The sequence below is a fragment of the Clostridium pabulibutyricum genome (assembly GCF_058242705.1).
The window spans coordinates 58,193-82,225 of the sequence record NZ_JBZAYZ010000014.1 but is presented as its reverse complement, the minus strand read 5'-3'; the positions used below and the strand labels follow the sequence as shown (position 1 = coordinate 82,225).

The window sequence follows — 24,033 nt, the reverse complement described above, 5'->3', positions numbered from 1 at the left end:
GAAAAAAAGAACCACTGGAAAGAATATTTCCAGTGGTTCTTCTTTATCTGGTGTTATATGTCGAGCAAGTTTTTCTTGTAGTTGGAATACAAATTTCTGAGATCGAACATCTTCTTTTCTATGTCTATCTGAAGATCTGATGCAGTTCCGTAATCTTCAGCATCTATAGCCTCTTTTATCTGTGTGAAGAGACTCTTTTTGTCGTATGAATCCTTAAGAAGTTCATGTCTCAGGTTGTCTATCTTCATCCAGTTTGCAACGTCTATATCAAGAGCTTTGTCTATGGAGTGAAGCATTTTTGCGTTCCTTATTTCTTTTGTATACTGATTCAATACTCTGTGGCTCAGTTCAATTAACCATTTTTCTATATAAGCTGTCTTGAAGCTTTCTATATATTTTTCTTTCAAAACTCCGCCTTTTGTAAGTACTGCTTTTTTCTCAGGATATTTGTCGAGGGCTTCAAAGTTTTCGTATACCGTTGCTGGAGCCTTTCCAAAGAGGTCTTCCCTTTCTTCATCGGAATAGCATTCAAATACATCTATTTCACTTCTGTATTCTCTGTCCTTGTCAAAGTAGTCTGCAGATTCTCCCTTTTTCTTTGAAAGTTCCTTCAAAAGGTCTTCCTCAGACTTGTTGTTCTTTACTGCATATTCTATTCCGTCAACCATTGCTATGTAGAGTGCGCCTACTGCAATGTAAGTATTTGTTCCTGGATTTGGGGCACGGAGTTCGAATCTTGTTGCAAGAGGACTCTGCATTTCTCGTACAACACCTATGAGTACGGATCTGTTCCTTGATGGTACTTCAACCGAACGTCCTATTGAAGTTACTATACATACAGGTGCTTCAAAGCCGGGTTTCAATCTTCTCAAGGCATCTGTAGTTGATGAAACAAAAGGATTCAATACTTCATAGTTCTTGAGTATTCCCATGATTGATCCGTATCCGAATATGCTTAGGAAGCTGTTTTTCGAAGAGAAAAGATTTACTCTTTTTCCATTTTTCAGTTTAAGGGCTATCCCTATATGGGTGTGTTCTCCGCTTCCTGCGATTCCCTCAACAGGCTTTGCCTTGAAGGTAACATTGAGTCCGTTTTCCTTGAAAGTTTCTTCTATTATATTCTTTACGAAGGCTTCATTGTCAACTGACTGTACTGATGTTGAATATTTCCAGTCAACTTCCATCTGCTCCATTATTTCATAGTTCCCGTTTTCATCGATCTTGGCCTGGATTCCGCCGACTTCCTTGTGTCCCATTTCAGGCTCAAATCCGTAGATCTCCATTATCTCGAGGGATTGTTCAAGAGCTGTCTTTACAGCACCTTTTGTTCTTGCCCAGTACTGTTCCTTTAAAACCTGTGAAGTTGAAAGGTCCTCAACTTCTGTCTTGTTGTTTGGAGTACTTACCCAGAATTCAAGTTCTGTTGCGGATGTTCCTATGATATCCTCTATGTCGTCAATCTTTATTCCGATTGAGGAAAGTGAAGCAGGGTATTTTTTGAAAAGGTCTGTGAGATTTGATTTCAAATATTCTATTGAATGTTTGAGCACATACCTTGAATCTACTGCTGATCCATTGTGGTACAGGAAGCAGGGAATTCTCAAGGTTCCAACAGGCTTTCCAGTTGCTTCATCCAGGTTGTCTTTATTGTAGTCTACAAACCAGTTGACATCAAGATCAGGCACCATATCAACCTTCGCATCGTCGAGAGTTGCAATTCCAGGAAGTATGATGGAAGAACCGTCTGTCTGTACTGCACCTTTAAGGAAACCATCTATATCGCTTAAAAATACTTTGATTGGTATTTTTTCATCTGTGTTGTTGCCGCAGAGGTCAACTCCTACAGCTGATACGAATTTTATCTCCGGATGTTTCGTTAAAAGTTCCTTGAGACTTTTTTCATTATGACTATCTTTTGATATTGAATAAATTAAATCTTTTGACATACTTTTTTCCCCCTTATAAAAATATAATAACATTAACAAGCACTTTGTATTAAAATGATAAAAAACAACGCAATTGTTTTTCAGATTCTAATTTATATACCTATGATTTTATAATTTATAGGTTAATATGTCAATAGATTTATTTGATTAAAATTGTTCTATTGTTCTTACTTTGTCATTTTCATTTAAAAATGTCTGACCTTCGGTTATTATATAATCTCCAACATGTATTTTTGAAGATAGTATCTCTGTAATCTCATCATTTGAAATTCCTGTTTTTACGGATATTTTTTTTACTTTGTTGTTTTTTACCGTGTAAACATAGGAGACTCCATTTTCAACTTTTACGGCTTGATTTGGAATTGCAATTACATCTTTTTTGTCCTCATCCGGCATGAGTATTTTGCAGAACATGCCCGACGTTATGTTTTTGTCTGTATTGCTTATTTTTACCTTCAGTGTATGAAGCTGTGTTTTGCTGTCTACATCTGGTGTTATATTGTACACAGAACCTTTTAATTTTTTGCTGGAGATTGACGGAATAATTACATATATCGATTGACCTTGTTTCACCTTTGACATCATTGTGTCTGGTATTCCGGTCTCAGCCATAATTGAATTCTCATCTATTATTTTTATAGAAGTTTGGGCACTTGATGAAATTTCACCTTTATGCACATTTACTTCAGATACAATACCCGATATTGGAGATTTTATAGTATTGTCGTCTATCTGAGTCTGTATGGATTTAAGACCGGACTTTTGTTGGTTTACCTGAGCCTGTGCTACGGCTACAGCTGAAGGCCCTACCTTTTCTTTTATAAGGTTTAATGTTTGCTTTGCAGAAGAAAGACTTGATGAGGCAGTGTCAAGTTTTGTCTTTGCACTGTCCAAGTCCTGTTTTGTTGTAGCACCTGCAGAGTATAACTTTTTTGTTCTGTTGTAATTTGTAAGTGCATCGTTGTAGCTTATACTGGATGAATTGACAGCCTGCTGGGATTGTACAATTTGCTGATCCACATCAGCTCCCTGAGCTTTGTTTAAATTTGCATTTGCAGAATCTATACCTGCCTGTTGCTGCTCAAGCTGCGCTTCAAGATTGCTTGAATCAAGAGTGAAGAGAGTATCTCCAGAGTTAACGGTACTTCCCACCTTTACATTTAATGAAGTTACTTTTCCGGGGCTTTTTGGGGATATAGATACTTCTGTATCAGCCTTAAGTTTTCCTGAATAATCAACTGTTGTGGAAATTGAAGTTGATTTTACCTGCTGTACAGTTACATTCCTTGTTTTAGATGAAGTTTCAACACTTTTGTTTTTTATTATATTTCTAACTATAAGCCCTATACAAAAAACCGCAATTACACATATAACTATTTTTAATACGTTATTTTTTAGTTTCATTCTATCTAACCCTCCTGAATTTCCGGTTTCTGAGTTTTGTTTTTAAAAAGACGTTTTCTAAGATCATCCATAAGCGTATATACTATAGGAAGTATTATAGGTGTGAGTATAGTGGATGCTATCATACCGCCTATAACAACAAGAGCCATACTCGATCTTAACTCACTGCCTTCTCCGAATGAAAGTGCGGTTGGAAGCATTCCTACAATCATTGTAATGGAGGTCATTATAATAGGTCTCAGTCGAGTTGTACCAGATTCAATAAGTGCTTCTCTTAGACTCTTGCCTTGCTTCATAAGTGTATTTGTATAATCTATAAGAAGCGTACCGTTTTTGGATGCAAGTCCGTCAAGCATTATAAGACCTATAAGAGACATCATATTGAGGGTCTTTCCTGTAATTGCAAGTATTCCAAGCGCTCCAATCAATGCACACGGAAGGGATATCATTCTTATAAACGGAGTAAGAAATGATTCGTACAATACAGTAAGTATCATATATATGAGTATTAGAGATACTACTATTGCCTCTATTAGAGACGTAAAACTTTCTGCCATGTCTTCCTGATCCCCACCGAAATTTATTTGATATCCGCTTGGCATGGATAATGAATCGAGTTTCTTCTGTATGTCTTTTGTAACTGCACCAAGCGATCTTCCTTGTATATTTGCAGAAATTTCAACAACATCCTGTCTGTCCTGACGAGACATAGACTGAGGACTGTCTGACTTCACTATTTTTGTAACTTCACTTAAGGGAACTGTCTGTCCGCTTTGAGTTTCTATCTTTAGAGAACTTATGTCAGAAGGTGTTTTTATATCTCCATTTTCAAATTTTAAAGTTATATCATAGTCATTGCCGTTGGTTCTGTATACTCCGGCAGATGACCCCTGAATGGCAGTCCTGAGAACTGATGATATATCAGAGGTGGATATTCCGTACTCGGATGCAGCTATTTTGTCCACTTGAATTTCAAGCTCATTCTGGCTGTTTTTTGTGGAATCAGATATATCAATCAGCCCCGGTACGTTTTTAATTAAGTCTTTGACTTTTGAGGACATTTCATTGAGAGTTTCAGGATCATTTCCAAGAACCTGTATTGATATAGGATTTGTGCTGCCAGTACCAATTTGAGATTCACTTACAGTAAAATCTGTTCCTGATATTGAAGAATCTCCCCACTTTCGAACTTGTGAAGCAAGTTCAGACTGTGATTTTTTTCTGTCACTTTTAGGATGTAAGTTTACCATTATACTTGCAGAGCTATCTGCACTTGATCCAAGTCCATTGTCGCTTGCTCCTATTGTAGAATAGAAGGTATCTATTTCAGGAATTTTGTGCAAATACGACTCTACAGCACGTACTTTTTCATCCATTTGATTCAGTGTGGAGCCAGAATCAAATTTCATGTTTATAGTAAAAGAACTTTCGTCGGTAGTAGGTAAAAGTTCCGAACCTATGCCACCAATTGGTATGAGTGCAATTGCTGCAGCAAGGCATATTCCCATAATTGCCAGTATCTTTTTCCTGTGTGACAGGCACCATACAAGTGCTTTTTCGTAATGTATGGTTAGTTTGTCTATAGAGCCTGAAATTGCATCTATAGCTCCAAAAAATCGTGTTTTTTCGAATCTAGTCAACAACGTTGATTTTTCCTTGGATTGAACCTTGTTGAAAAGTCTTGATGCAAGCATGGGAGTTACAGTGAATGATATAAGCAGTGAGAATAGGGAAGCTGCTGCTATTGTAAGACCAAATTCCCGGAAGAATTCTCCGGTCATCCCTGACATGAAGGCAATAGGTACATACACAACTACGTCGCACAATGTTATTGCTATAGCGGCGAGACCTATTTCATTACGGCCTTCTATGGCGGCATCCATAGGATTTTTCTTCATGGCCAGATGCCGTTGTATATTTTCAAGCACTACAATAGAATCATCTACAAGAATACCTATGCAAAGAGATAGTCCCATGAGAGACATCATGTTGAGTGTGAAGTGCATTATGTACATTACGAAAAAGGTTGATATAAGTGAAGTTGGTATCGATATAAGAACTATAAGAGACGATTTCCAGCTTTTCAAAAATATTAGAAGTATTATGGCAGTTGTTATAATACCTTCTATAAGACTTCTCTTTATTTCTGAGAGTGAGGATTTTATAAAAGTAGTAGTATCATATGCAATTACAAAGTGAACATTTGAAGGAAGTGTTTTCTTTATCTTCTCCAATTCTTTCTTTATACTGTTTACTGTTGTTACTACATTTGCGTCACTCTGTTTTTGAATACTTATTCCTATGGTTTCTTTTCCATTCAACCTCAAGTATTGGGTTTTTTCAGGATATTCCAGGCTGACTTCAGCTATGTCGGACAGGTGTATTATTCCTCCTCCTGAAGTTGAAACAGGAAGATTTTTTATTTCATTTACATCACTGAATTGGCCAGTTACTCTTACAGATATATTTTCACCAGGTTGTTTGAGCTGACCGGAAGGTATGTTTATATTTTCTGACTGGAGTTTGTTTAATAAAGAAGCTGTGTTTATACCATAGTTGTCCATTGATAATTTATTCAGCTTTATCATAAGTTGTTTTTTTTCTATTCCAGACATGGTTACATTTCCGACGCCTTGAATTTTTTTTAATTCTTCTTTAAGATTATTTGCATCGTTGTACAGTTCATCATAGGATGTATTTCCAGATACCGATAATGTTAAAACAGGAGCTGCATTTGTATCTATCTTAAATAAGGTAGGTTTGCTTGCGTCTTTTGGAAGAGAAGCCTGTGCGTTATCTACAGCTTTTTGTACATCGAGAAAGGCTGTATTCATATTTGTTCCCATTTTAAATTGAATTATAGTTTGTCCTAATCCTTCTTTTGCGGTAGATTGTATTTTGTCTATTCCACTTATTCCGGATATGGCATCTTCAATTGGTTTTACTACATCGGTTCTGATGTCCTCTGCATTTGAACCGGCATAAGTCGTAGCTATTGAAATTACTGGTATATCCATAGATGGCATTAAATCTGCACCGAGATTTCTATAACCGAATATACCAAGACCGAGAAGCAATAATACAACCATCGTTATTGTTGCCGGTTTTTTTACAGATAGTTTGGTTAAATTCATTTTTTTCCCTCCTTAGTTGAGTGGTTGGATATTTATTTTTAAAAATGCATAAATTAAATTATATATATTAAAGTAGAAAAATACAACATTTTATCTAAAACTGTATTTCAAAAGAACGTTCTTCGTTTATGTATTGAATTTCACTGCAGGATATATGTATAATTTTAGCGAATCTGTCACAATCCCCAAGCTTTTTCATAAATATCTCCAGTGACTCATCGTTTCCCTGGACTTCAATATATACAGATCCATCTTCAAGATTTTTTACAAATCCAGTTGTATCAAGGTCATAGGCCATAAGTTTGACGCTGTATCTGAATCCGACACCCTGAACTCTTCCATGGATGGTTAATGCATATCTTTTCATAAATTACCTCCTTTTAAAAGTTTCTTGGTTTATGTACTAAATGTATTCATAATAACCATATTATATTAGCACAGATAAATTAATTCAACTATAATGTTGTAAAGTATTCATATTATATTAAAATATTCATAAATTTATGTTAGTATAAAGTAGAATATTATTTATTGAGGAGAATAACCATGAAGATTGAGCAAGAAATACAGGAAGCTTCAGAATATATACTTGGCAGAACAAAGTACAAACCTGAAGTTGCAATTATATTGGGTTCCGGACTCGGCGGGCTTGCAGATGAAATAGAAGATGCTGAAATATATGATTACAGAGAAATACCAAATTTTCCTGAGTCAACGGTAAAAGGACATAAAGGAAGATTTGTGATAGGACGTTTAAAAGGCAGGGTTGTTGCTGCAATGCAGGGGCGTTTTCACTATTATGAAGGATACAGCATGCTTAAGGTTACTTTTCCGGTGAGGGTAATGTCACTTATTGGTATAAAGACAATGATTGTGACAAATGCATCAGGTGCTGTAAATTTAAGTTATAAACCTGGCCAGCTTATGCTTATAAAGGATCATATAAACCTTTCCTTTTCAAACCCTTTAATAGGAAGGAATTTGGATGAGTTTGGACAGCGCTTTCCAGACATGTCTAATGCATATGATGCAATTTTGAGAAAAAAAGTCAGAAAAACAGCCTCCGAACATGGTATACAGCTTAAGGAAGGAGTCTATGTTTGTATGAGCGGGCCAAGTTATGAGACTCCTGCAGAAATAAGAATGATAAGAACGATAGGTGGAGATGCAGTTGGAATGTCGACTGTTCCTGAGGTTATAGTTGCAAAACATTGTGGGATGAAGGTAATTGGAATAGCATGTATGACAAATATGGCAGCAGGTATACTTGACAGGCCGCTTGACCATAAAGATGTAATTGAAACAACGGAAACCTCAGGTGAAAATTTCAAAGAACTTGTGAGGTGCATTGTTTCCGATCTGTATTAATGTAAATAAACAAAAATAATTAGAACTAAATTATTTTTAAATTGAATTTTTTTTGGTATAATATAGTGTGTGAGTTGAAAATATGCTATATATTTTATGAATTTATTTATAAATAAATTTATTGCGAGGTGTTTTGTATTAATAATAAAAATTTTAAAGTGAATGAAGGAATTAGAGTAAATGAAATAAGATTGGTTGGAGACGGATCAAGTGAGATCGTCAAAACTAGAGATGCACTTAATATTGCAAGAGAAAATGGAAAAGATCTTGTAATGATATCACCAGGTGCTAAACCACCGGTATGTAAGATAATTGATTATAAAAAATTCCTTTATGATAAATCAAAAAAAGAAAAGGAAGCAAAGAAGAAGCAGAAGGTTCTTGAAGTAAAAGAGATAAGATTAAGTGCTACAATTGAGGAAAACGACATAGTTGTCAAGGTAAACAATGCAAAGAAGTTCATATCAAAGGGCAATAAGGTAAAGGTATCTATAAGGTTCAGGGGAAGGCAGAACAACTATACTTCACTTGGAAGAAAAGTATTTGACAAGTTTCTTGAAAAGCTGGGGGATATCGTAACAGTTGAGAAGAGACCCAAACTTGAAGGAAATAATATGATTATGGTAATTTCACCAAAAAAAAATTAAATCTTATAAAGAATATAAATATATTAAATATAGATTTCAAATAAACCTTGTAAATAAATTCTAAAAGTTATTTACAAGGTTTATTTAATGTGATAATATGATATTGAAAATCAATGTCATTATCAATGTTCTAATACATATTGCAAATATTAATAAGAATGTCTAAGGGGGAATGATGATGCCACTTGCAATGTTAAAAGTTGGAGAAACGAACAGCATAAAGAACATTCTTGGAAATGATAATACTATAGGTCATTTAAAAAATCTAGGCTTTGTTACAGGTGAGAAAGTTACCATAGTAGCACAACTTGCTGGAAATTTAATTGTAAACATTAAAGATTCAAGGGTTGCACTTAGTAAATCTATGGCAAATAGAATTATAGTGTAGCGATATATTATTTTGAAAGGAAGATTAAATATATGAGAACACTTAAAGACACGGAATGTGGCGAAACAGTTACTATTGTAAAACTTCATGGACATGGAGCGGTTAAAAGAAGGTTTATGGATATGGGACTTACTAAAGGGACAAACATTTATATAAGAAAGGTTGCACCCCTTGGCGATCCGGTTGAGATTACAGTAAGAGGATATGAACTCAGCCTGCGTAAAGAAGAAGCAAATATAGTTGAAGTCAATTAAAATATTTGATGCATTATATTCAGACATATATAACAAGGAGGAATGCAAATGTCGATTAAAATTGCTCTTGCCGGTAATCCGAATTGTGGTAAGACAACAATGTTCAATGATTTAACTGGAAGTTCTCAGTATGTTGGAAACTGGCCAGGTGTTACAGTTGAAAAGAAGGAAGGAAAACTCAAAGGTCGTAAAGATGTTATAATACAGGATTTACCTGGAATCTATTCACTTTCACCATATACTCTTGAAGAAGTGGTTTCGAGAAATTATCTTATAAATGAGAAGCCGAATGCAATTATAAATATTGTAGATGGAAGTAATATAGAAAGAAATTTATATTTGACAACACAGCTTATTGAAATTGGTGTTCCTGTTGTAATTGCACTTAATATGATAGACATAGTGCAAAAAAGAGGTGACATAATAAATAAGGAAAAATTGAGCGAGATGCTTGGATGCACGGTTATAGAAACTTCTGCATTAAAAGGCATAGGCTCAAAGGAAGTATCTCTTGAAGCAATAAAAATAGCTGAGCAGCACACCTCAATGCCTTCAAAAAATATTTTTTCTGAAAGCATTGAAAGTGCTATTGTAAGGATACAGGATAATATAAGAGATACTGTTGATTCAGTAAATTTAAGATGGTTTGCAATAAAGATTTTTGAAAGAGACGAAAAAATTCTGGAGCAAGTTTCTTTATCATCCAGTGCAAAATCAGAAATTAAAGAGATAATAGAAAGTTGCGAAAAGAAATTTGATGATGACAGCGAGAGCATAATTACAAATGAACGTTATTCTTATATAAGTAAAATAATAGGAAAAATTTTAAAAAAGAGAAGCGGAGAACATGTTCTTCTTTCAGACAAGATAGACAGAATTGTAACAAATCGTATATTGGCATTGCCTATTTTTGCCGGAATTATGTTTTTAGTTTATTATATTTCTATATCAACAATTGGAGGTATCATGACAAACTGGGTTAATGACACCTTGTTTGGAAGCTTTGTTCCTAATAATGTTGAGTGGATTTTGAATTCCATTGGTACTGCAGACTGGTTAAATTCTTTTATATTAGATGGTATAGTTGCAGGTGTAGGTGCAGTACTTGGATTCGTACCTCAGATGGCAGTGCTCTTCTTGTGCCTTGCAATACTTGAAGACTGCGGATATATGTCACGTATCGCATTTATAATGGACAGACTGTTTAGAAGATTTGGACTTTCAGGTAAGTCATTTATTCCTATTCTTATAGGTACAGGCTGTGGTGTTCCTGGAGTAATGGCTACAAGGACAATAGAAAACGAGAAAGATCGTAGAATGACAGTTATCGTAACTACTTTTATTCCATGTAGTGCTAAGGTTCCTATAATCGGACTTATTGCAGGTGCTCTTTTCAATGGAGCCGCATGGGTTGCAACGTCAGCATATTTTATTGGTATTGCAGCTATTATTGTATCTGGAGTTATACTTAAGAAAACCAAGATGTTCTCAGGAGATCCTGCTCCTTTCATAATGGAGCTTCCACCTTATCACGTACCTGGTGCAAAGGGAGTTCTTGTTCGTATGATTGAGAGATCAAAGGCATTTGTAAAGAAGGCTGGAACAGTAATACTTCTTGCAACTGTTCTTGTATGGTTCTTGAGTGCATACAATTGGACATTGAAACCAGTTGATATGGATCATTCAATACTTGCAAGCATTGGTAATTTAGTTGCACCTATATTTGATCCACTTGGATGGGGAAATTGGAAAGCTACAGTTGCAACGTTAACTGGACTTATAGCTAAGGAAAATCTTGTTGGAACCTTTGGAATACTTTATGGATTTGCAGAGGTTGCAGAAGACGGAGCAGAGGTTTGGGGAAGTCTTCAAGCAGCATTTACTCCTCTTGCAGGATATTCACTTTTAATATTTAATCTATTGTGTGCACCTTGCTTTGCTGCTATGGGTGCAATACGTACTGAAATGAATTCAAGAAAATGGACTGCCCTTGCAATTGGATATCAGTGCGGATTTGCATATCTTGTGGCTCTTATCGTATACCAGATTGGTTCACTGTTTATAGGCGGATCCTTTGGAGTTGGTACAGTAGCTGGGTTTATAGCACTTGCATTTATTCTTTATATGATGTTTAGAAAACAAAAGAAAACTTATACTGAGATTGATGATGATAATGTAGATATAAAAGAGGTGGTATAATATGTCAACTGCAATAGTTGCTGGAGTCCTATTTGTTATAATTGGATTTTCAGGGTATAAGACTTACAAAGCACATAAAAATGGAGGAAGCTGCGGTTGCGGCTGCTCCGGTTGTAAAAAATCTGTAAGTTATCATAAAAACTAAAGATACCATATTAAGGCTGTTGGCAAATTATTTTGTCAGCAGCCTTTCAACATTTCAAATATAAAAAATCTTTCCTATAATATTCTTATTACTTTCGTATAAAAAGCCTTTATGAATTTCTTCATGTTTATATGTATTATGTTTCTACTTGAATCTTCATTTAGTTCAAGCATTCTTTTTCTAACTTCCTCGAATTCAAAGAATTCAGCTGAATAATCTTCAAATTTAGCATTTGAGTAGTCCACAAGTCCGAGAGAGGCTATGTGATTGAGTGCCTGGAGTATGGCTCTTCTTACTCTTTGCTCTGCAGCTTTGGCTTCTTTTTGTATGATTTCAGAGCTGTATACAGCTTTGGATTTTTTAAGCTTCTCCTGTGATACATCTAAAAATATTTGCTTGAGTTTTGGAAAACTTGAATCCAAACCTGAATCCCCAAGTTCAAGGTAAAGATATTCCATTATTGATATAATGTCACTGCTGCCTTTTTCACTTAATATTCCAAGCTCATTCAAAAGGAACTTGCTGCAGGAGGTTATGTTTTTATCTAAAATAGGTTTTGAATCTTGTTTTAAACCTATTTTGGAATCACTTAAAAAGTCTAAAGTATTTTTGATCTTGTAAATGGATTTTTCAAGAGTTATATGTTTTATTACATTTTTTATAACTCCAACTACTTCAAGTCGGTTTATTGGTTTTGTTATGTAGTACTGTACTCCTGCAGAATATGCTTTGCCTATGGTATCTTTGTCCTCCATCTGGGATATCATTATGAATTTGCCTTTAAAAGAATTTTTTAATTCGCCTACAATCTCAAGTCCGTCCTTATAAGGCATTAATAAATCCAGGATAAGTATATCAACTTTTTTTGACTGAAGGGTAACTGGTGTTATTGAAGAACCATTTGAACTTTCACCTGCTATATCACCGAGATCATAATCTTCTATTATGTCGCACAGCATGGATCTTACTGCATCGTCATCATCTACAATAAAAAAATTCATGAAATCATCTCTTTTCTATAAGTTTGCCGATTGGAAGCTCTATTCTGAATCTTGTTTCAGTATCGCCTGATTTAAGGCATATACATCCTTTAAGGTCATTTACCACATGATTTACATACGCTAGTCCCATGCCAGTGGAAGCTTTGCCTGAGTCGTCAAATTTAGTAGTATATCCGGCTTTGAATATAGATTTTTGTTTTCTCTCCGGTATTCCAGGTCCGTTGTCTACAACTTCTATTTTAACATTAAATGCATCCTTTTTTTCAAACATTATTTTTATATTCCCACTCACATCAAATGCTTCTATTGAATTTGAAACAAGATTATTTAAAATTGACATCATAGTGTAAACATGAATATGGGGTAGAGACGCATCAATACTACTTTCAAATTTCACATCTTTTTTAAGAAATGAAGAGTATTTTCTGTTTGTATTTATTACTATTTTTACGATTTCACTTGGAGCCATGAAATCATTATAATTTTTGGAAGAAATTATTTTTGAGAGACCGGAGTAGATTCTCTGATTATCTTTTTTAATTTCATGTATTTCACCTGCAATGCCAAGAAGTTTTTCTGAAAATTCATCTTTATTTTCTAAGTTCTTATAGGCATCATGAACTTTTCTATATAAATTGTAGCACTTTGTTGTTATATCCTCGGCATATGTTATTGTTTTTTTTAACTGGATTGTTTCTTCATACAAGCTTGAAATTAAAAGAAGCATATATTCGTTTTGCATAGATTGTTGTTGTGATTTTTCCCGAATTTCATTTAACTTTATTATATTGAAAAAACCAAGTACAAAAAAGCTCCTGACTACTGCAGTAATAAAAAGGAGGCATATTGTTTTTATGTTTATAGGGTTCTGAAATAAAAAGTATCTTATTAGTATTTCAGTCAATCCGGAACATAAGTCGCTTATCACAGCCAGACAGCCAATTTTTAAAGGTTTGTTATGGAAATTATTTATGTTTGCAACAAAAAATATCATGGAAAAGATCAAGTAATAGAAGAATGCTGGAAAATTTATTAAGAATGAATGATAAAGTTGAAAATTACTGTTTACAAATATTTCTTTAGCTATACGAAATAATAAAACAGATATGCCTACAATAAAACCATATAATATAAGAGGAATTTTTTTTATCCACAGCAAAAAAAATAGAAATATTGTTGTACTGAAGCTTATTCTAAATGTATCGTGAAAGGGATATAATTTTAATTCTCCTGTCAGGGGAATTGATATTATCATAAGTATCAATATAAAGAAGTCATCTTTTATTTCTGAACTTTTAAATTCCAATTTATAGGGCCTTCTTTCTATACATTCGTATACGTATTTTTAGATTATATATTTGAAAATTTTTAATGTCAAGCTTGCACATGAAAAAATGCGTTGTATTTATTCTATTGTTGTAATTAACAGAAAATTTTATATTAAAATTAAATTGATTTTAAAAATACGATATATTCTGGAGATGCTTGTATTAAAAATATAATATATATTTTAACGTAGTATTTTATAGTATTATGTAATTTCAGTATTAAAATTAATTTAAATGATAGTAATTTGAATTAATCGGATGTGAAACTTGTAATAAAAAATGGAAAATGGATACTTCAAAATTATCATATTAAAATAATATTAAATGATTTCAACATTGGTTATTCAATATGTTTCTTAAAAGTAATAATTGAGAGGAGATATTTATGAAAAAAATTAAATTAGGACTAGCTACTCAAATTGTCATAGGATTGATATTAGGAATTGTTGTAGGTGCGGTTTTTTACGGAAATCCAAATGTTTCAACGTATCTTCAGCCTTTAGGCGATATATTTTTAAGACTTATAAAAATGATAGTAATACCGATAGTTTTTTCATGTCTTGTAGTTGGAGTTGCAGGAGTAGGAGATATAAAGAAACTTGGAAAGCTTGGAATAAAGACAATAGTATATTTTGAAATTATGAGTACAATTGCAATTGTACTTGGACTTGGAATAGCTAATGTGTTTCATCCGGGCTCTGGAGTTGATATGACGCAATTGTCAAAAGTCAGCATAAGCAGTTATGTAGATACTGCAAAGACTGCTGCACATAAAGGAATTGCAGATACAATAGTAAATATAGTTCCTTCAAATGTATTTGATTCACTTGCTAACGGCAACATGCTTCCAATAATATTCTTTGCAGTTATGTTTGGACTTGGGGTTGCGGCTATAGGAGAAAAAGGAAAACCTATACTCAAAATTGCAGAAGGGACATCCCAGGCAATGTTTTGGGTGACAAATCAGATTATGAAAACTGCACCAATTGGAGTTTTCGCACTTATAGGTGTAACTGTTTCAAAGTTTGGACTCAAATCACTTGTTCCACTTGGTAAACTCATGATAACTGTTTACGGAGCAATGTTTTTATTCATAGTAGTAATCATGGGAGTAGTGGCAAAGTTGGCTGGAAACAGTATATTGAACATAGTTAAGATATTAAAGGAAGAAATTATTCTTGCATATACCACTTCTAGTTCTGAGACAGTACTTCCGAGACTTATGGTCAAGATGGAGAAGTATGGTTGTCCTTCTGGAATAACTTCTTTTGTAATTCCTACAGGATATTCATTTAATCTCGATGGTTCAACGTTATACCAGGCTATAGCTGCTATATTTATTTCACAGATGTATGGTATGCACCTTTCAATTTTTACGCAGATAAATCTTGTAGTTGTGCTTATGATAACTTCAAAAGGTATAGCCGGAGTGCCTGGAGTTTCGTTTGTAGTATTGCTTGCGACTTTAGGAAGTGTTGGAATACCAGTTGAAGGACTTGCTTTTATAGCTGGTATAGATAGATTACTTGATATGGCAAGGACGGTTGTAAATGTAATAGGTAATTCTCTTGCCTCTATAGTTGTTTCAAAATGGGAGGGGGAATACGATGAAAATAAGGGGAATGAATATCTTGAATCTATAGGAGTACACAATTATAAAGCTTCCTCAAATGAGCAGTAGATTATAGTATAATATCCTTGTATATTAAATTGTTATTGTTAAAACTTTGTATGACCATGCATAAGAGAAATACTTATGCATGGTTTTTAGATTGTAATTTTTAGATTTCCTCCGGTTTCAGCAACTATTCTCTTTAATCTTTCCATATCATTGTTTGAAAGTGAAGAATTTGTGTTTACTACTACCTTGTAGTTCGAATTGAGAATATCATGAAAATTACCCATTCCACCACTCATTTGATATACCTTTTTGGAATTGTCGGAAAAGGTGCCAGTACTGCTCAGTGCATCTGAAAAACTGTACTTGTAATTTTCGAAATCTATATAATTGTCGTATAAGTCTACAGCTGAATTGTTGAATCCTGCTGTTTTGAAGCTTTCAACAGCATTGTTTGCATTTTTTAGTCCATTGTAATAAATTTCAATTCTCATAGGACAACACCTCTCTTAAGAATTTTTATTTTCATTTATTATTTCCAGTTTAGTCGAAAAATATTCTTTATTTTGGTTGCTTTCTATTTTTTTATTACATATTTATATAGAGAGGTGATTTTATGAAAATAGATGTTGTGTTTGATGGGGGAGGAGTAAAAGGAATAGCCCTTATTGGAGCAATATGCTGTTTTGAAGATTATGGTTATGAAGTTTACAGGGCAGCTGGAACATCTGCGGGTGCAATTATAGCTGCGCTTGTTTCAGCAGGATATAGAGGTAGCGAATTGAAGTCAATAATGATGGATGTAAATTATCATGACTTTTTTAAAAAGACAAGACTTTTCAATATGAATCTTATTGGCAAATTTATAAGAATGTTGAAAGACAAAGGTATGTATTCTGCCGATAAGGCTGAAAATTTTATAAAAGAGCTTTTATATAAGAAAGGAAAAATTACGTTTTCAGATATAAATTCACAAGGGAATTCAAAACTAAAAATAGTTGCATCTGATGTAACTGAAAAAAATATAATGATACTTCCAGAGGATTTATCAAAATATGGAGTTGATCCGGATAGTTTTGAAATATCAAAGGCAGTTAGAATGAGTATGAGTCTGCCGATTTATTTTAAACCATTTAGATTTCACCATGAAAATGGATGCAGTTATGTTGTTGATGGTGGAATACTGAGCAATTTTCCAATATGGATATTCGACACTGAAGAAAAGCCGGTAAGACCTACTATAGGCTTCAAACTTGTGGATACGGATAAAATATATAATGCAAATAGAAAAATGGATTTTATATCGTATTTATTTGATATAGTAGGCACAATGCTTGACAAGAATGAAGAGATATATGTAAAAGACAAAGATGCGGTTAGAACAGTGTTCATTCCAACACTCGGTGTTAAAACCACCGACTTTAATATATCAAATGATATGAAATTAAAATTGTTTAATTCTGGATATACAAGCGCAAAGAAATTTTTGAAATTCTGGAACTTTGAAAAATATGTCAGAGATTACTGCCTGTAAAAACATCGGCAAATTCAAAATTTAAGAATACTATTATATATACATTAATAAAATCATTATATAGAAGTAAGAAATCAAAAATCGAGGTTGAAGATGAGGTGTCCCGGTAAAAAAAACTTCATGTATATAATACTTTTAATGTATATATCCATTCTAATATTATTCGGAATTATGTATTGGAATATAGCAAATTATTCAAGAGGAAATTTTTTTATATTTCAAAATGATATAAATATGAATACAAAAGCTGCTGCTTTTAAAAAAAATATGAAGATAATGTACTACAGCACTGGTCTTGATTCAAGTATAAAGAAATTGATTTCTGAAGGTGAATACGATAGGCCTGTTGTCAAACTGAACGTCTTGAAAAATTCAAAATATAAAAACTGCAGTTTTGTATTTGATAGAACCTTAGGTGAAAACTGGGCGGATTATTATTATTTTCAGATGACTGCGCGAAAAATAACCCATATAAAAGTAGTTGATATGGGTGAGAGCAAGATAAATGGGAATTTTGATACTCACAAGGTCAAAGTTTCCTTTTATATACTAAAAGATCAAAAGGACGATAAATACCTTATGTATGGTAGAAGCTCGGGAAGGAAATTTGAAAAGGCCGATTCTGTCTGCATGTGGATAGATAACTATAATATAGTGGGAAAGGAGTTCTTTGAAAATGAAAGCTGCTTTTATCCACTTAATTTTTATTTCCAGGAGCTTTTGAAAAATTCAATAAGTTTTCCTGATGACAGTCCTCTTGTATTAAAGAAAGTGTCCTATGGCAACTTTAAATACCCAATATGGAATTTTATATATTTCAGTGCAGTCACAATAACTACTCTCGGTTACGGTGATATACTTCCAAATTCCACTGTAGTCAGAATAATGGTCATAATAGAAACCATACTTGGAGTTTTAATAAGTGGCATATTTACATCACTTATATTTATTGACAAAGGTTAGATGTAAAACAAAGACAAGAAAAAACGTTATTGTCTTTGTCCTTCTCCTATTATGGATTTTATAACTTCCCCACCTATTATCATGCCTGCAACCGGCGGAACAAAAGATATGCTTGCAGGTATCTGGCGCTTTGCAAGACATTTTTTAGACCCGCCGACACATACGCAGCCTTCCTTACAGGTTACAACTTCATCTATTCTGGGCTTTTTAGGAATTTCTTCCGAATAAAGTACCTTCAAATCTTTAATTCCTCTTTTTTTTAGCTCGTGTCTCATTACTTTAGCAAGAGGACATATTTTAGTTGAATATATATCTGCTATCTTGAATTTTGTAGGATCAAGTTTATTTCCAGTACCCATACAGCTTATTATATTTATATTGTGGCTTTTACACCAGACTATAAGGGATATCTTTGAGGATACAGTGTCTATTGCATCAATAACGTAGTCGGTATTTTCAGGTATTAATTCGTTTATATTTTCCTTGTCTGCAAAAGTCTGATAGGCTTTTACGGAACAGTTTGGATTTATGTCAAGGATCCTATCTTTCAATACCTGGACTTTTGGTTTTCCTATAGTCTTAAATGTTGCCTGTATTTGTCTGTTTATGTTTGTAAGGCATACAGTATCATCGTCAATTATTATTATATTCCCAACTCCTGATCTTGCAATTGCCTCAAGAGAAAAACTTCCAACACCACCCAATCCAAATATAACTACCGTACTTTTTTTTAACTTTTCTGTTGATTCCTTTCCTATTAAAAGTTCTGTTCTTGAAAACGAATTTTGTTTCATTATGTAAATTTTCAACTCCTTATTTGAATATAACAAAAATACTATATTATAATAACATAAAGTTTATACAAATAACTTATATTTAGATATAAATTATAAATTATTTGACTGACATGGGCTTATATTATTATGAATAAATGGTTAAATTATTAGTGTATATATAAATTATTTTTATTTAAGCTTAAAATATTTTAACATAGAGTGATATAATGGATTAAGTAACATACAAAAGATATATATAAATTTTAATGTTTTTTAATTTAAATTCTATGTGCAACCATCTTGAACTTATGATAGTATTATATAGGTTATTTTGTATACATAATTGTGTTTTGATTTAGTTTGAATTAATTTGGTTAAATGTATGGAAAAACATAAAAGAAAGGATTTTTATGATGAAAGATTTTGTTTTTAACTTTACATTTGTCTTTCAAATAGGTGTGTTAATATTTACAGTGTACTACTTGATACTTTCCCTATTTGGTCTTTATAAAAAGAAAGACGACGGTGCAAAATATTGTGCGCCTGAGAAGAAGTTCGCACTTCTCGTGGCAGCTCATGATGAAGAAATGGTTATTGCCAAGATAATAGAAAGTCTGCAGGATATCGAGTATCCTAAAGAAATGTATGATATTTTTGTTATAGCTGACAACTGCTCAGACAAAACTGCGAGCATAGCAAGGAAATATGATGTAAATGTATTTGAGAGAAATGTTCCGGATAAGCGTGGAAAAGGATATGCACTTGAGTGGATGTTTAACAAAATATTTAAAATGGACAAATCTTATGATGCCATAGCCATTTTTGATGCAGACAACCTAGTATCAAAAAATTTTCTCACTGAAATGAATTACAAGTTGATGAAAGGATATAAAGTTGTTCAAGGTTACATAGACAGCAAAAATCCAAATGATTCATGGATAACCGAATCATATTCAATATCATTTTGGACTGTTAACAGGCTTTTTCAGCTTGCAAGGGCAAATCTTGGATTGTCAAATCAGATAGGCGGAACTGGGTTTTGTGTAGATACTTTAATACTTAAAAAACTTGGTTGGGGTGTTACGTGCCTTACAGAGGATCTTGAATTTACCTGCAAGCTCGTACTTAACGGATATAAGGTTGGCTGGGCTCATAACGCCATAGTATATGATGAAAAACCACTTACTTTGAAACAATCGTGGAATCAAAGAAAAAGGTGGATGCAGGGTTTTACCGATGTAGCTTCAAGATTCTTTTTTAAACTGCTCAAAAAATCAGTAAAAGATAGAAGCTTTACAACACTAGACTGTGCACTTTATACGGTTCAGCCATTTACAACACTTTTGATGGGACTTGCTGCACTTTTGACATTGCTTCAGAGTAATCACGGACTTCACATATTCGTCGTAAACTATTTGTTTAATGAAAATTCATTTACACAGGCTTTGTGGAAAGCATTTAGTATTTTTCAATTTTTGTTTACGCCGTTTATAATGTTATTGGAAAATAAATTGTCTAAAAAAATGTTTTATGTTTTTGCACTTTACTCATTGAATGTAGTCATACTGTCAGCTATATTTGCCACACCTACTTTTTTGCAGATGGTAATAGGAAATGTAGTATACTTTGCAATATTTATAGTTGGTATAGGGATTATAGGCAGGAAAAAATCAATAAAGCTGTTTATATGGTATCTGCTGTATGGGATATATACTCTGACATGGATACCTATTACAATACAAGGTATATTGGACAAGAACAATAAGGAATGGAGCCATACAAAACACATTAGACAAATAGGAATTCAGGAAGTAGAATAATATTTAGAAGGTTGATTGACACTTTTGGAAAATAAAAAAATGTTAATCAACTTTTTTTTATGAATTTATAAAAAAGGATGATGAAAATATAATGGAAAGACTACAAAAATATATGGCAAGCTGCGGTATTGCCTCAAGAAGAAAATGTGAGGATATTATATTGGATGGAAGAGTCATGGTGAATGGAGCTATTGTAAATAAGCTTGGATTCAAAGTCGATATTTCAAAAGATACAGTTAAAGTGGACGGAAAAATAATAAAGCAGGAAGAGAGAAAAGTATACATAGCACTTAACAAACCAGAAGGCATAATATGCAGTGCAAATGATGATAGAAATAGAAAGACCGTCATTGACATTGTAAATATAAAAGAAAGAATTTATCCTGTAGGGAGGTTGGACTACGATACATCGGGATTGATTATCCTGACAAATGACGGAGAAGTTTACAATAAGATAGTGCATCCAAAATATGAAAAAGAAAAAACATATGTTGCAGAAATTGTAGGAAAGTTTAATGAAGATCAGCTAGACAAATTCAGGACAGGTATTGATATAGGAGACTATGTAACAAGTAGGGCAACAGCTAGAGAGATTAAGGAATACAGAAACACATCAATTGTTGAAATCAAAATACATGAAGGAAAGAACAGACAAGTAAGAAGAATGTGTGAAACCCTTGGGCATCCGGTTGTAACGTTAAAAAGAGTTGCAATAGGGAATTTAAAGCTTGGAAATTTGAAACTAGGGGAGTGGATTTATTTAGAAAAGGATAGGATATACAATATTTTCAAATAGCATACAAACAGAAAACATATCAAATATTATGTAAATTAAAACAAAAGTAAACTAATAAAAAGAAAAAATGAAAGCAAAGTTGATAATAAGTTCAATAGATGTTAAAATGAAATAAAAGTTGCAAATTTTAGGATTGAAAGAAAGGAATGAATTAGTTATGGAAGATATAAATAAACAGGACTTAATGAGAACAATACAGGTTAAGTTCCCAAGGCTTAGCAAAGGCCAAAAGCTAATAGCTGAATACATATTAAAGCATTATGACAAAGCAGCATTTATGACTGCGGCGAAACTTGGTATAAGCGTTGGTGTAAGTGAATCTACAGTTGTAAGATTTGCCAACGAACTTGGATTTTCAGGATATCCTAAATTGCAAAAAGCTCTTCAAGAATTAATAAAAAACAAATTGACAACGGTACAGAGGATTGAACTTTCAAATGATATAGTAAGTCAGGAAAATCCACTTAAAGGCGTACTTAAAGCGGATATGGAGAATATAAGGTCAACTCTTGAAAAGATAAATCATAAAACATTCGATGATGTAATAAACAGCATATTCAAGGCAAACAAGATATACATAATAGGACTTAGGAGTTCGACTGCAATTGCAGATTTTCTCGGATTTTATCTGAACCTCATACTTGATAACGTAAAGGTAGTTGGCTATGGGATAAGTGACATATTCGAGCAGATGATAAATCTAAGAGAAGATGATCTTGTAATAGGAATAGGTTTCCCCAGATATGCTTCAAGAACAATAGAATCACTTACTTTTGCAAAAAGCCGCGGTGCCGAAGTGGTTGCAATTACAGACAGCCTTCTTTCACCACTTGCATCGGCTGCAGATTATACCTTGATTGCGCAAAGCAATATGGCTTCTTTCGTAGATTCACTTGTGGCACCACTTAGCGTTATAAATGCACTTATAGTTTCAGTAGGACTTAGAGAAAAAGAAAAAATATCATCTACGTTTACTGATCTTGAAAATATATGGAAGGAATATCGTGTATATTCATTCAAAGATCAAAACTAAAATATAGGAATGATAATTTATGAAAAAAGTTATAGTAATCGGCGGTGGCCCCGCAGGTATGATGGCCGCAATAACAGCTTCCAAAAATAATTCAGTTTTACTTCTTGAAAAAAATGAAAGACTGGGAAAAAAGATGTACATATCCGGCAAAGGAAGATGCAATATTACAAACAACAAGGATATAAGTGAATTTTTTGACTATATTCCCGGTCATCCGGAATTCTTATACAGTTCACTGTACACTTTTACAAATCAAGATACTATTCGTTTTTTGAATGATTTGAATGTATCCTTGAAAGTGGAACGTGGAGATCGTGTATTTCCTGTTTCTGATAAATCCTCCGATATAATACATGCAATGGAAAAAAGTCTTAAAGAAAATAATGTAGAAATCCGTTATAATTCCACTGCAGAAGAATTTGTGTACGGGAAAAATGCAATCAATGCAGTCAAACTTTCCGATGGTTCACGTATAAATGGAGACTGTTTCATACTGGCCACAGGTGGAAAATCATATCCTGCTACCGGTTCCACAGGAGACGGCTACACTCTTGCAAAATCACTTGGTCATACTATAGTAAAGTTAAGACCTTCTCTTGTTCCAATAGAAGTCAGTAATCACTGGATAGATAAACTGCAGGGATTGTCACTTAAAAACGTTGAACTTTATATAAAAAATTCACATGGAAAAATACTTTGTAATAATTTTGGCGAAATGATATTTACCCATTTTGGAATATCAGGACCCATAGTTTTAAGTTCCAGTAGATCCGTTTCCATGAATATTAAAAATCAACATTTAAATGCTGTGATAGATTTGAAACCTGCTCTTTCAAATGATGAACTTGACAGAAGAATTCAAAGGGATTTTTCAAAATTTATCAATAAAGATTTAAAAAATTCCCTATATGAACTTCTTCCCAAAAAAATGATACCAGTAATCATAGACCTCAGTGGTATAAATCCAGATAAGAAAATCAATTCGATAACAAAAAATGAAAGACACAATCTTGTAAATACAATCAAAAACCTCAAACTTGAAATAAAATGTCCAAGACCAATAGAAGAAGCGATTGTTACCTCTGGAGGAATTAATACTTCTGAAATAAATCCTTCAACTATGCGTTCAAAGTTAATTGACAACTTGTATTTCTCGGGTGAAATAATTGATATAGACGGATATACCGGAGGATTTAACATACAAATAGCATTGTCCACAGGATTCAGTGCTGGAAATGGAGTTGATTCGTAATGATGGCAATACGAGGTGCCTCAACTATAAAAATGAATACCGAAGATGAGATAAAGAATGCTTCAATTGAATTATTTTCCAAAGTAATAGATGCAAACAAGATAAGTTTAGATGAAATTGTAGCTGTGGAATTTTCCTGTACAAAAGATGTTACAAAAGCCTATCCTGGAAAATTTATAAGAGAATACTTCAAACTTGATCATACTGCAATAATGCATTTCAATGAAATGGATGTAGATACTGATCTAAATGGTTTTATACCTTTATGTATAAGATTGCTTTTATTCATAGACAGAAAAAACAATATAGGTAAGTTTATATACTTAAATGGTGCAAAAAGACTTAGAAAAGATTTATTAGATGAATGATGTCATAAAATAAAGGATTTTATTTGTTTTTATAGAATATATAAAGGTACGGTAAATTA

22 protein-coding genes are annotated in these 24,033 nt (G+C 33.2%); 14 read left to right on the top strand and 8 right to left on the bottom strand.

The window, feature by feature from the left end:
• Positions 1-53: 53 nt before the first annotated feature.
• From AC4CVH_RS13625 to AC4CVH_RS13610, 4 genes are all read right to left on the bottom strand, one after another.
• Positions 54-1,946 (bottom strand): glutamine synthetase, encoded by a 1,893-nt coding sequence (locus AC4CVH_RS13625; protein ID WP_490788289.1) that lies wholly within the window; start codon positions 1,944-1,946, stop codon positions 54-56.
• A 147-nt stretch (positions 1,947-2,093) separates the two neighbouring features.
• Positions 2,094-3,350: an efflux RND transporter periplasmic adaptor subunit gene (locus AC4CVH_RS13620; protein WP_490788288.1), complete on the bottom strand. Its 1,257-nt coding sequence runs from the start codon at positions 3,348-3,350 to the stop codon at positions 2,094-2,096.
• Positions 3,351-3,355: 5 nt separating this feature from the next.
• Positions 3,356-6,484 (bottom strand): efflux RND transporter permease subunit, encoded by a 3,129-nt coding sequence (locus AC4CVH_RS13615; RefSeq protein ID WP_490788287.1) that lies wholly within the window; start codon positions 6,482-6,484, stop codon positions 3,356-3,358.
• A gap of 94 nt (positions 6,485-6,578) precedes the next feature.
• A complete protein-coding gene (locus tag AC4CVH_RS13610; RefSeq protein ID WP_490788286.1) occupies positions 6,579-6,851 on the bottom strand; it encodes an acylphosphatase in 273 nt (90 codons plus the stop codon).
• Between the two features lie 179 nt (positions 6,852-7,030).
• Here AC4CVH_RS13610 and AC4CVH_RS13605 point away from each other — a divergent pair, with 179 nt between their 5' ends.
• From AC4CVH_RS13605 to AC4CVH_RS13580, 6 genes are all read left to right on the top strand, one after another.
• Positions 7,031-7,852, top strand: coding sequence for a purine-nucleoside phosphorylase (locus AC4CVH_RS13605; protein ID WP_490788285.1), 822 nt, complete (start codon positions 7,031-7,033; stop codon positions 7,850-7,852).
• Positions 7,853-7,980: 128 nt separating this feature from the next.
• A complete protein-coding gene (infC, locus tag AC4CVH_RS13600; protein ID WP_490788284.1) occupies positions 7,981-8,499 on the top strand; it encodes a translation initiation factor IF-3 in 519 nt (172 codons plus the stop codon).
• Between the two features lie 178 nt (positions 8,500-8,677).
• Positions 8,678-8,887, top strand: a complete 210-nt coding sequence (locus AC4CVH_RS13595; protein ID WP_490788283.1) for a FeoA family protein — start codon at positions 8,678-8,680, stop codon at positions 8,885-8,887.
• A 32-nt stretch (positions 8,888-8,919) separates the two neighbouring features.
• Positions 8,920-9,141, top strand: a complete 222-nt coding sequence (locus tag AC4CVH_RS13590) for a FeoA family protein (RefSeq protein ID WP_490788282.1) — start codon at positions 8,920-8,922, stop codon at positions 9,139-9,141.
• Between the two features lie 48 nt (positions 9,142-9,189).
• The gene (feoB, locus tag AC4CVH_RS13585; RefSeq protein ID WP_490788281.1) at positions 9,190-11,340 is read left to right on the top strand and encodes a ferrous iron transport protein B; all 2,151 of its coding nucleotides are present in this window, start codon (positions 9,190-9,192) and stop codon (positions 11,338-11,340) included.
• Position 11,341: 1 nt separating this feature from the next.
• Positions 11,342-11,485 (top strand): FeoB-associated Cys-rich membrane protein, encoded by a 144-nt coding sequence (locus tag AC4CVH_RS13580; protein ID WP_490788280.1) that lies wholly within the window; start codon positions 11,342-11,344, stop codon positions 11,483-11,485.
• A gap of 74 nt (positions 11,486-11,559) precedes the next feature.
• Here AC4CVH_RS13580 and AC4CVH_RS13575 read toward each other — a convergent pair whose 3' ends face one another.
• The gene (locus tag AC4CVH_RS13575; RefSeq protein ID WP_490788279.1) at positions 11,560-12,486 is read right to left on the bottom strand and encodes a response regulator; all 927 of its coding nucleotides are present in this window, start codon (positions 12,484-12,486) and stop codon (positions 11,560-11,562) included.
• Between the two features lie 4 nt (positions 12,487-12,490).
• On the bottom strand, positions 12,491-13,792 hold the full coding sequence (locus tag AC4CVH_RS13570; protein ID WP_490788278.1) for an ATP-binding protein: 1,302 nt from the start codon (positions 13,790-13,792) through the stop codon (positions 12,491-12,493).
• Between the two features lie 407 nt (positions 13,793-14,199).
• Here AC4CVH_RS13570 and AC4CVH_RS13565 point away from each other — a divergent pair, with 407 nt between their 5' ends.
• Complete coding sequence (locus tag AC4CVH_RS13565; RefSeq protein WP_490788277.1) at positions 14,200-15,495, top strand: cation:dicarboxylate symporter family transporter; 1,296 nt, start codon at positions 14,200-14,202, stop codon at positions 15,493-15,495.
• Between the two features lie 86 nt (positions 15,496-15,581).
• On the opposite strand, the gene AC4CVH_RS13560 is transcribed toward AC4CVH_RS13565, so the two are convergent.
• Positions 15,582-15,926 (bottom strand): hypothetical protein, encoded by a 345-nt coding sequence (locus AC4CVH_RS13560; protein ID WP_490788276.1) that lies wholly within the window; start codon positions 15,924-15,926, stop codon positions 15,582-15,584.
• A gap of 122 nt (positions 15,927-16,048) precedes the next feature.
• Between AC4CVH_RS13560 and AC4CVH_RS13555 the strand changes: the two genes are divergently transcribed.
• Together AC4CVH_RS13555 and AC4CVH_RS13550 are read left to right on the top strand one after the other, a co-directional pair.
• Positions 16,049-16,966, top strand: coding sequence for a patatin-like phospholipase family protein (locus tag AC4CVH_RS13555; RefSeq protein ID WP_490788275.1), 918 nt, complete (start codon positions 16,049-16,051; stop codon positions 16,964-16,966).
• Positions 16,967-17,200: 234 nt separating this feature from the next.
• Positions 17,201-17,929, top strand: coding sequence for a potassium channel family protein (locus AC4CVH_RS13550; protein ID WP_490788274.1), 729 nt, complete (start codon positions 17,201-17,203; stop codon positions 17,927-17,929).
• 26 nt (positions 17,930-17,955) lie between these two features.
• On the opposite strand, the gene AC4CVH_RS13545 is transcribed toward AC4CVH_RS13550, so the two are convergent.
• Positions 17,956-18,723 carry a tRNA threonylcarbamoyladenosine dehydratase gene (locus AC4CVH_RS13545; RefSeq protein ID WP_490788273.1) on the bottom strand — a complete coding sequence of 256 codons (768 nt, stop codon included), beginning with the start codon at positions 18,721-18,723 and terminating at the stop codon, positions 17,956-17,958.
• A 395-nt stretch (positions 18,724-19,118) separates the two neighbouring features.
• Between AC4CVH_RS13545 and AC4CVH_RS13540 the strand changes: the two genes are divergently transcribed.
• From AC4CVH_RS13540 to aroH, 5 genes are all read left to right on the top strand, one after another.
• A complete protein-coding gene (locus AC4CVH_RS13540) occupies positions 19,119-20,525 on the top strand; it encodes a glycosyltransferase family 2 protein (RefSeq protein ID WP_490788292.1) in 1,407 nt (468 codons plus the stop codon).
• Positions 20,526-20,613: 88 nt separating this feature from the next.
• On the top strand, positions 20,614-21,321 hold the full coding sequence (locus AC4CVH_RS13535; RefSeq protein WP_490788291.1) for a pseudouridine synthase: 708 nt from the start codon (positions 20,614-20,616) through the stop codon (positions 21,319-21,321).
• Positions 21,322-21,478: 157 nt separating this feature from the next.
• Positions 21,479-22,354, top strand: coding sequence for a MurR/RpiR family transcriptional regulator (locus AC4CVH_RS13530; RefSeq protein ID WP_490788272.1), 876 nt, complete (start codon positions 21,479-21,481; stop codon positions 22,352-22,354).
• A 19-nt stretch (positions 22,355-22,373) separates the two neighbouring features.
• The gene (locus tag AC4CVH_RS13525) at positions 22,374-23,606 is read left to right on the top strand and encodes a BaiN/RdsA family NAD(P)/FAD-dependent oxidoreductase (RefSeq protein WP_490788271.1); all 1,233 of its coding nucleotides are present in this window, start codon (positions 22,374-22,376) and stop codon (positions 23,604-23,606) included.
• Complete coding sequence (gene aroH, locus AC4CVH_RS13520) at positions 23,606-23,974, top strand: chorismate mutase (protein WP_490788270.1); 369 nt, start codon at positions 23,606-23,608, stop codon at positions 23,972-23,974. Before AC4CVH_RS13525 ends, aroH begins: the two co-directional genes overlap by 1 nt.
• The last annotated feature ends 59 nt before the right edge of the window (positions 23,975-24,033 follow it).

What these genes read in the sequence shown, in the direction of transcription:
- AC4CVH_RS13625 (WP_490788289.1), bottom strand. Translation starts at nt 1,946, where the DNA reads ATGTCAAAAGATTTAATTTATTCAATATCAAAAGATAGTCATAATGAA.
- AC4CVH_RS13620 (WP_490788288.1), bottom strand. Translation starts at nt 3,350, where the DNA reads ATGAAACTAAAAAATAACGTATTAAAAATAGTTATATGTGTAATTGCG.
- AC4CVH_RS13615 (WP_490788287.1), bottom strand. Translation starts at nt 6,484, where the DNA reads ATGAATTTAACCAAACTATCTGTAAAAAAACCGGCAACAATAACGATG.
- AC4CVH_RS13610 (WP_490788286.1), bottom strand. Translation starts at nt 6,851, where the DNA reads ATGAAAAGATATGCATTAACCATCCATGGAAGAGTTCAGGGTGTCGGA.
- AC4CVH_RS13605 (WP_490788285.1), top strand. Translation starts at nt 7,031, where the DNA reads ATGAAGATTGAGCAAGAAATACAGGAAGCTTCAGAATATATACTTGGC.
- AC4CVH_RS13595 (WP_490788283.1), top strand. Translation starts at nt 8,678, where the DNA reads ATGCCACTTGCAATGTTAAAAGTTGGAGAAACGAACAGCATAAAGAAC.
- AC4CVH_RS13590 (WP_490788282.1), top strand. Translation starts at nt 8,920, where the DNA reads ATGAGAACACTTAAAGACACGGAATGTGGCGAAACAGTTACTATTGTA.
- feoB (WP_490788281.1), top strand. Translation starts at nt 9,190, where the DNA reads ATGTCGATTAAAATTGCTCTTGCCGGTAATCCGAATTGTGGTAAGACA.
- AC4CVH_RS13580 (WP_490788280.1), top strand. Translation starts at nt 11,342, where the DNA reads ATGTCAACTGCAATAGTTGCTGGAGTCCTATTTGTTATAATTGGATTT.
- AC4CVH_RS13575 (WP_490788279.1), bottom strand. Translation starts at nt 12,486, where the DNA reads ATGAATTTTTTTATTGTAGATGATGACGATGCAGTAAGATCCATGCTG.
- AC4CVH_RS13565 (WP_490788277.1), top strand. Translation starts at nt 14,200, where the DNA reads ATGAAAAAAATTAAATTAGGACTAGCTACTCAAATTGTCATAGGATTG.
- AC4CVH_RS13560 (WP_490788276.1), bottom strand. Translation starts at nt 15,926, where the DNA reads ATGAGAATTGAAATTTATTACAATGGACTAAAAAATGCAAACAATGCT.
- AC4CVH_RS13555 (WP_490788275.1), top strand. Translation starts at nt 16,049, where the DNA reads ATGAAAATAGATGTTGTGTTTGATGGGGGAGGAGTAAAAGGAATAGCC.
- AC4CVH_RS13550 (WP_490788274.1), top strand. Translation starts at nt 17,201, where the DNA reads ATGAATACAAAAGCTGCTGCTTTTAAAAAAAATATGAAGATAATGTAC.
- AC4CVH_RS13545 (WP_490788273.1), bottom strand. Translation starts at nt 18,723, where the DNA reads ATGAAACAAAATTCGTTTTCAAGAACAGAACTTTTAATAGGAAAGGAA.
- AC4CVH_RS13540 (WP_490788292.1), top strand. Translation starts at nt 19,119, where the DNA reads ATGAAAGATTTTGTTTTTAACTTTACATTTGTCTTTCAAATAGGTGTG.
- AC4CVH_RS13530 (WP_490788272.1), top strand. Translation starts at nt 21,479, where the DNA reads ATGGAAGATATAAATAAACAGGACTTAATGAGAACAATACAGGTTAAG.
- AC4CVH_RS13525 (WP_490788271.1), top strand. Translation starts at nt 22,374, where the DNA reads ATGAAAAAAGTTATAGTAATCGGCGGTGGCCCCGCAGGTATGATGGCC.
- aroH (WP_490788270.1), top strand. Translation starts at nt 23,606, where the DNA reads ATGATGGCAATACGAGGTGCCTCAACTATAAAAATGAATACCGAAGAT.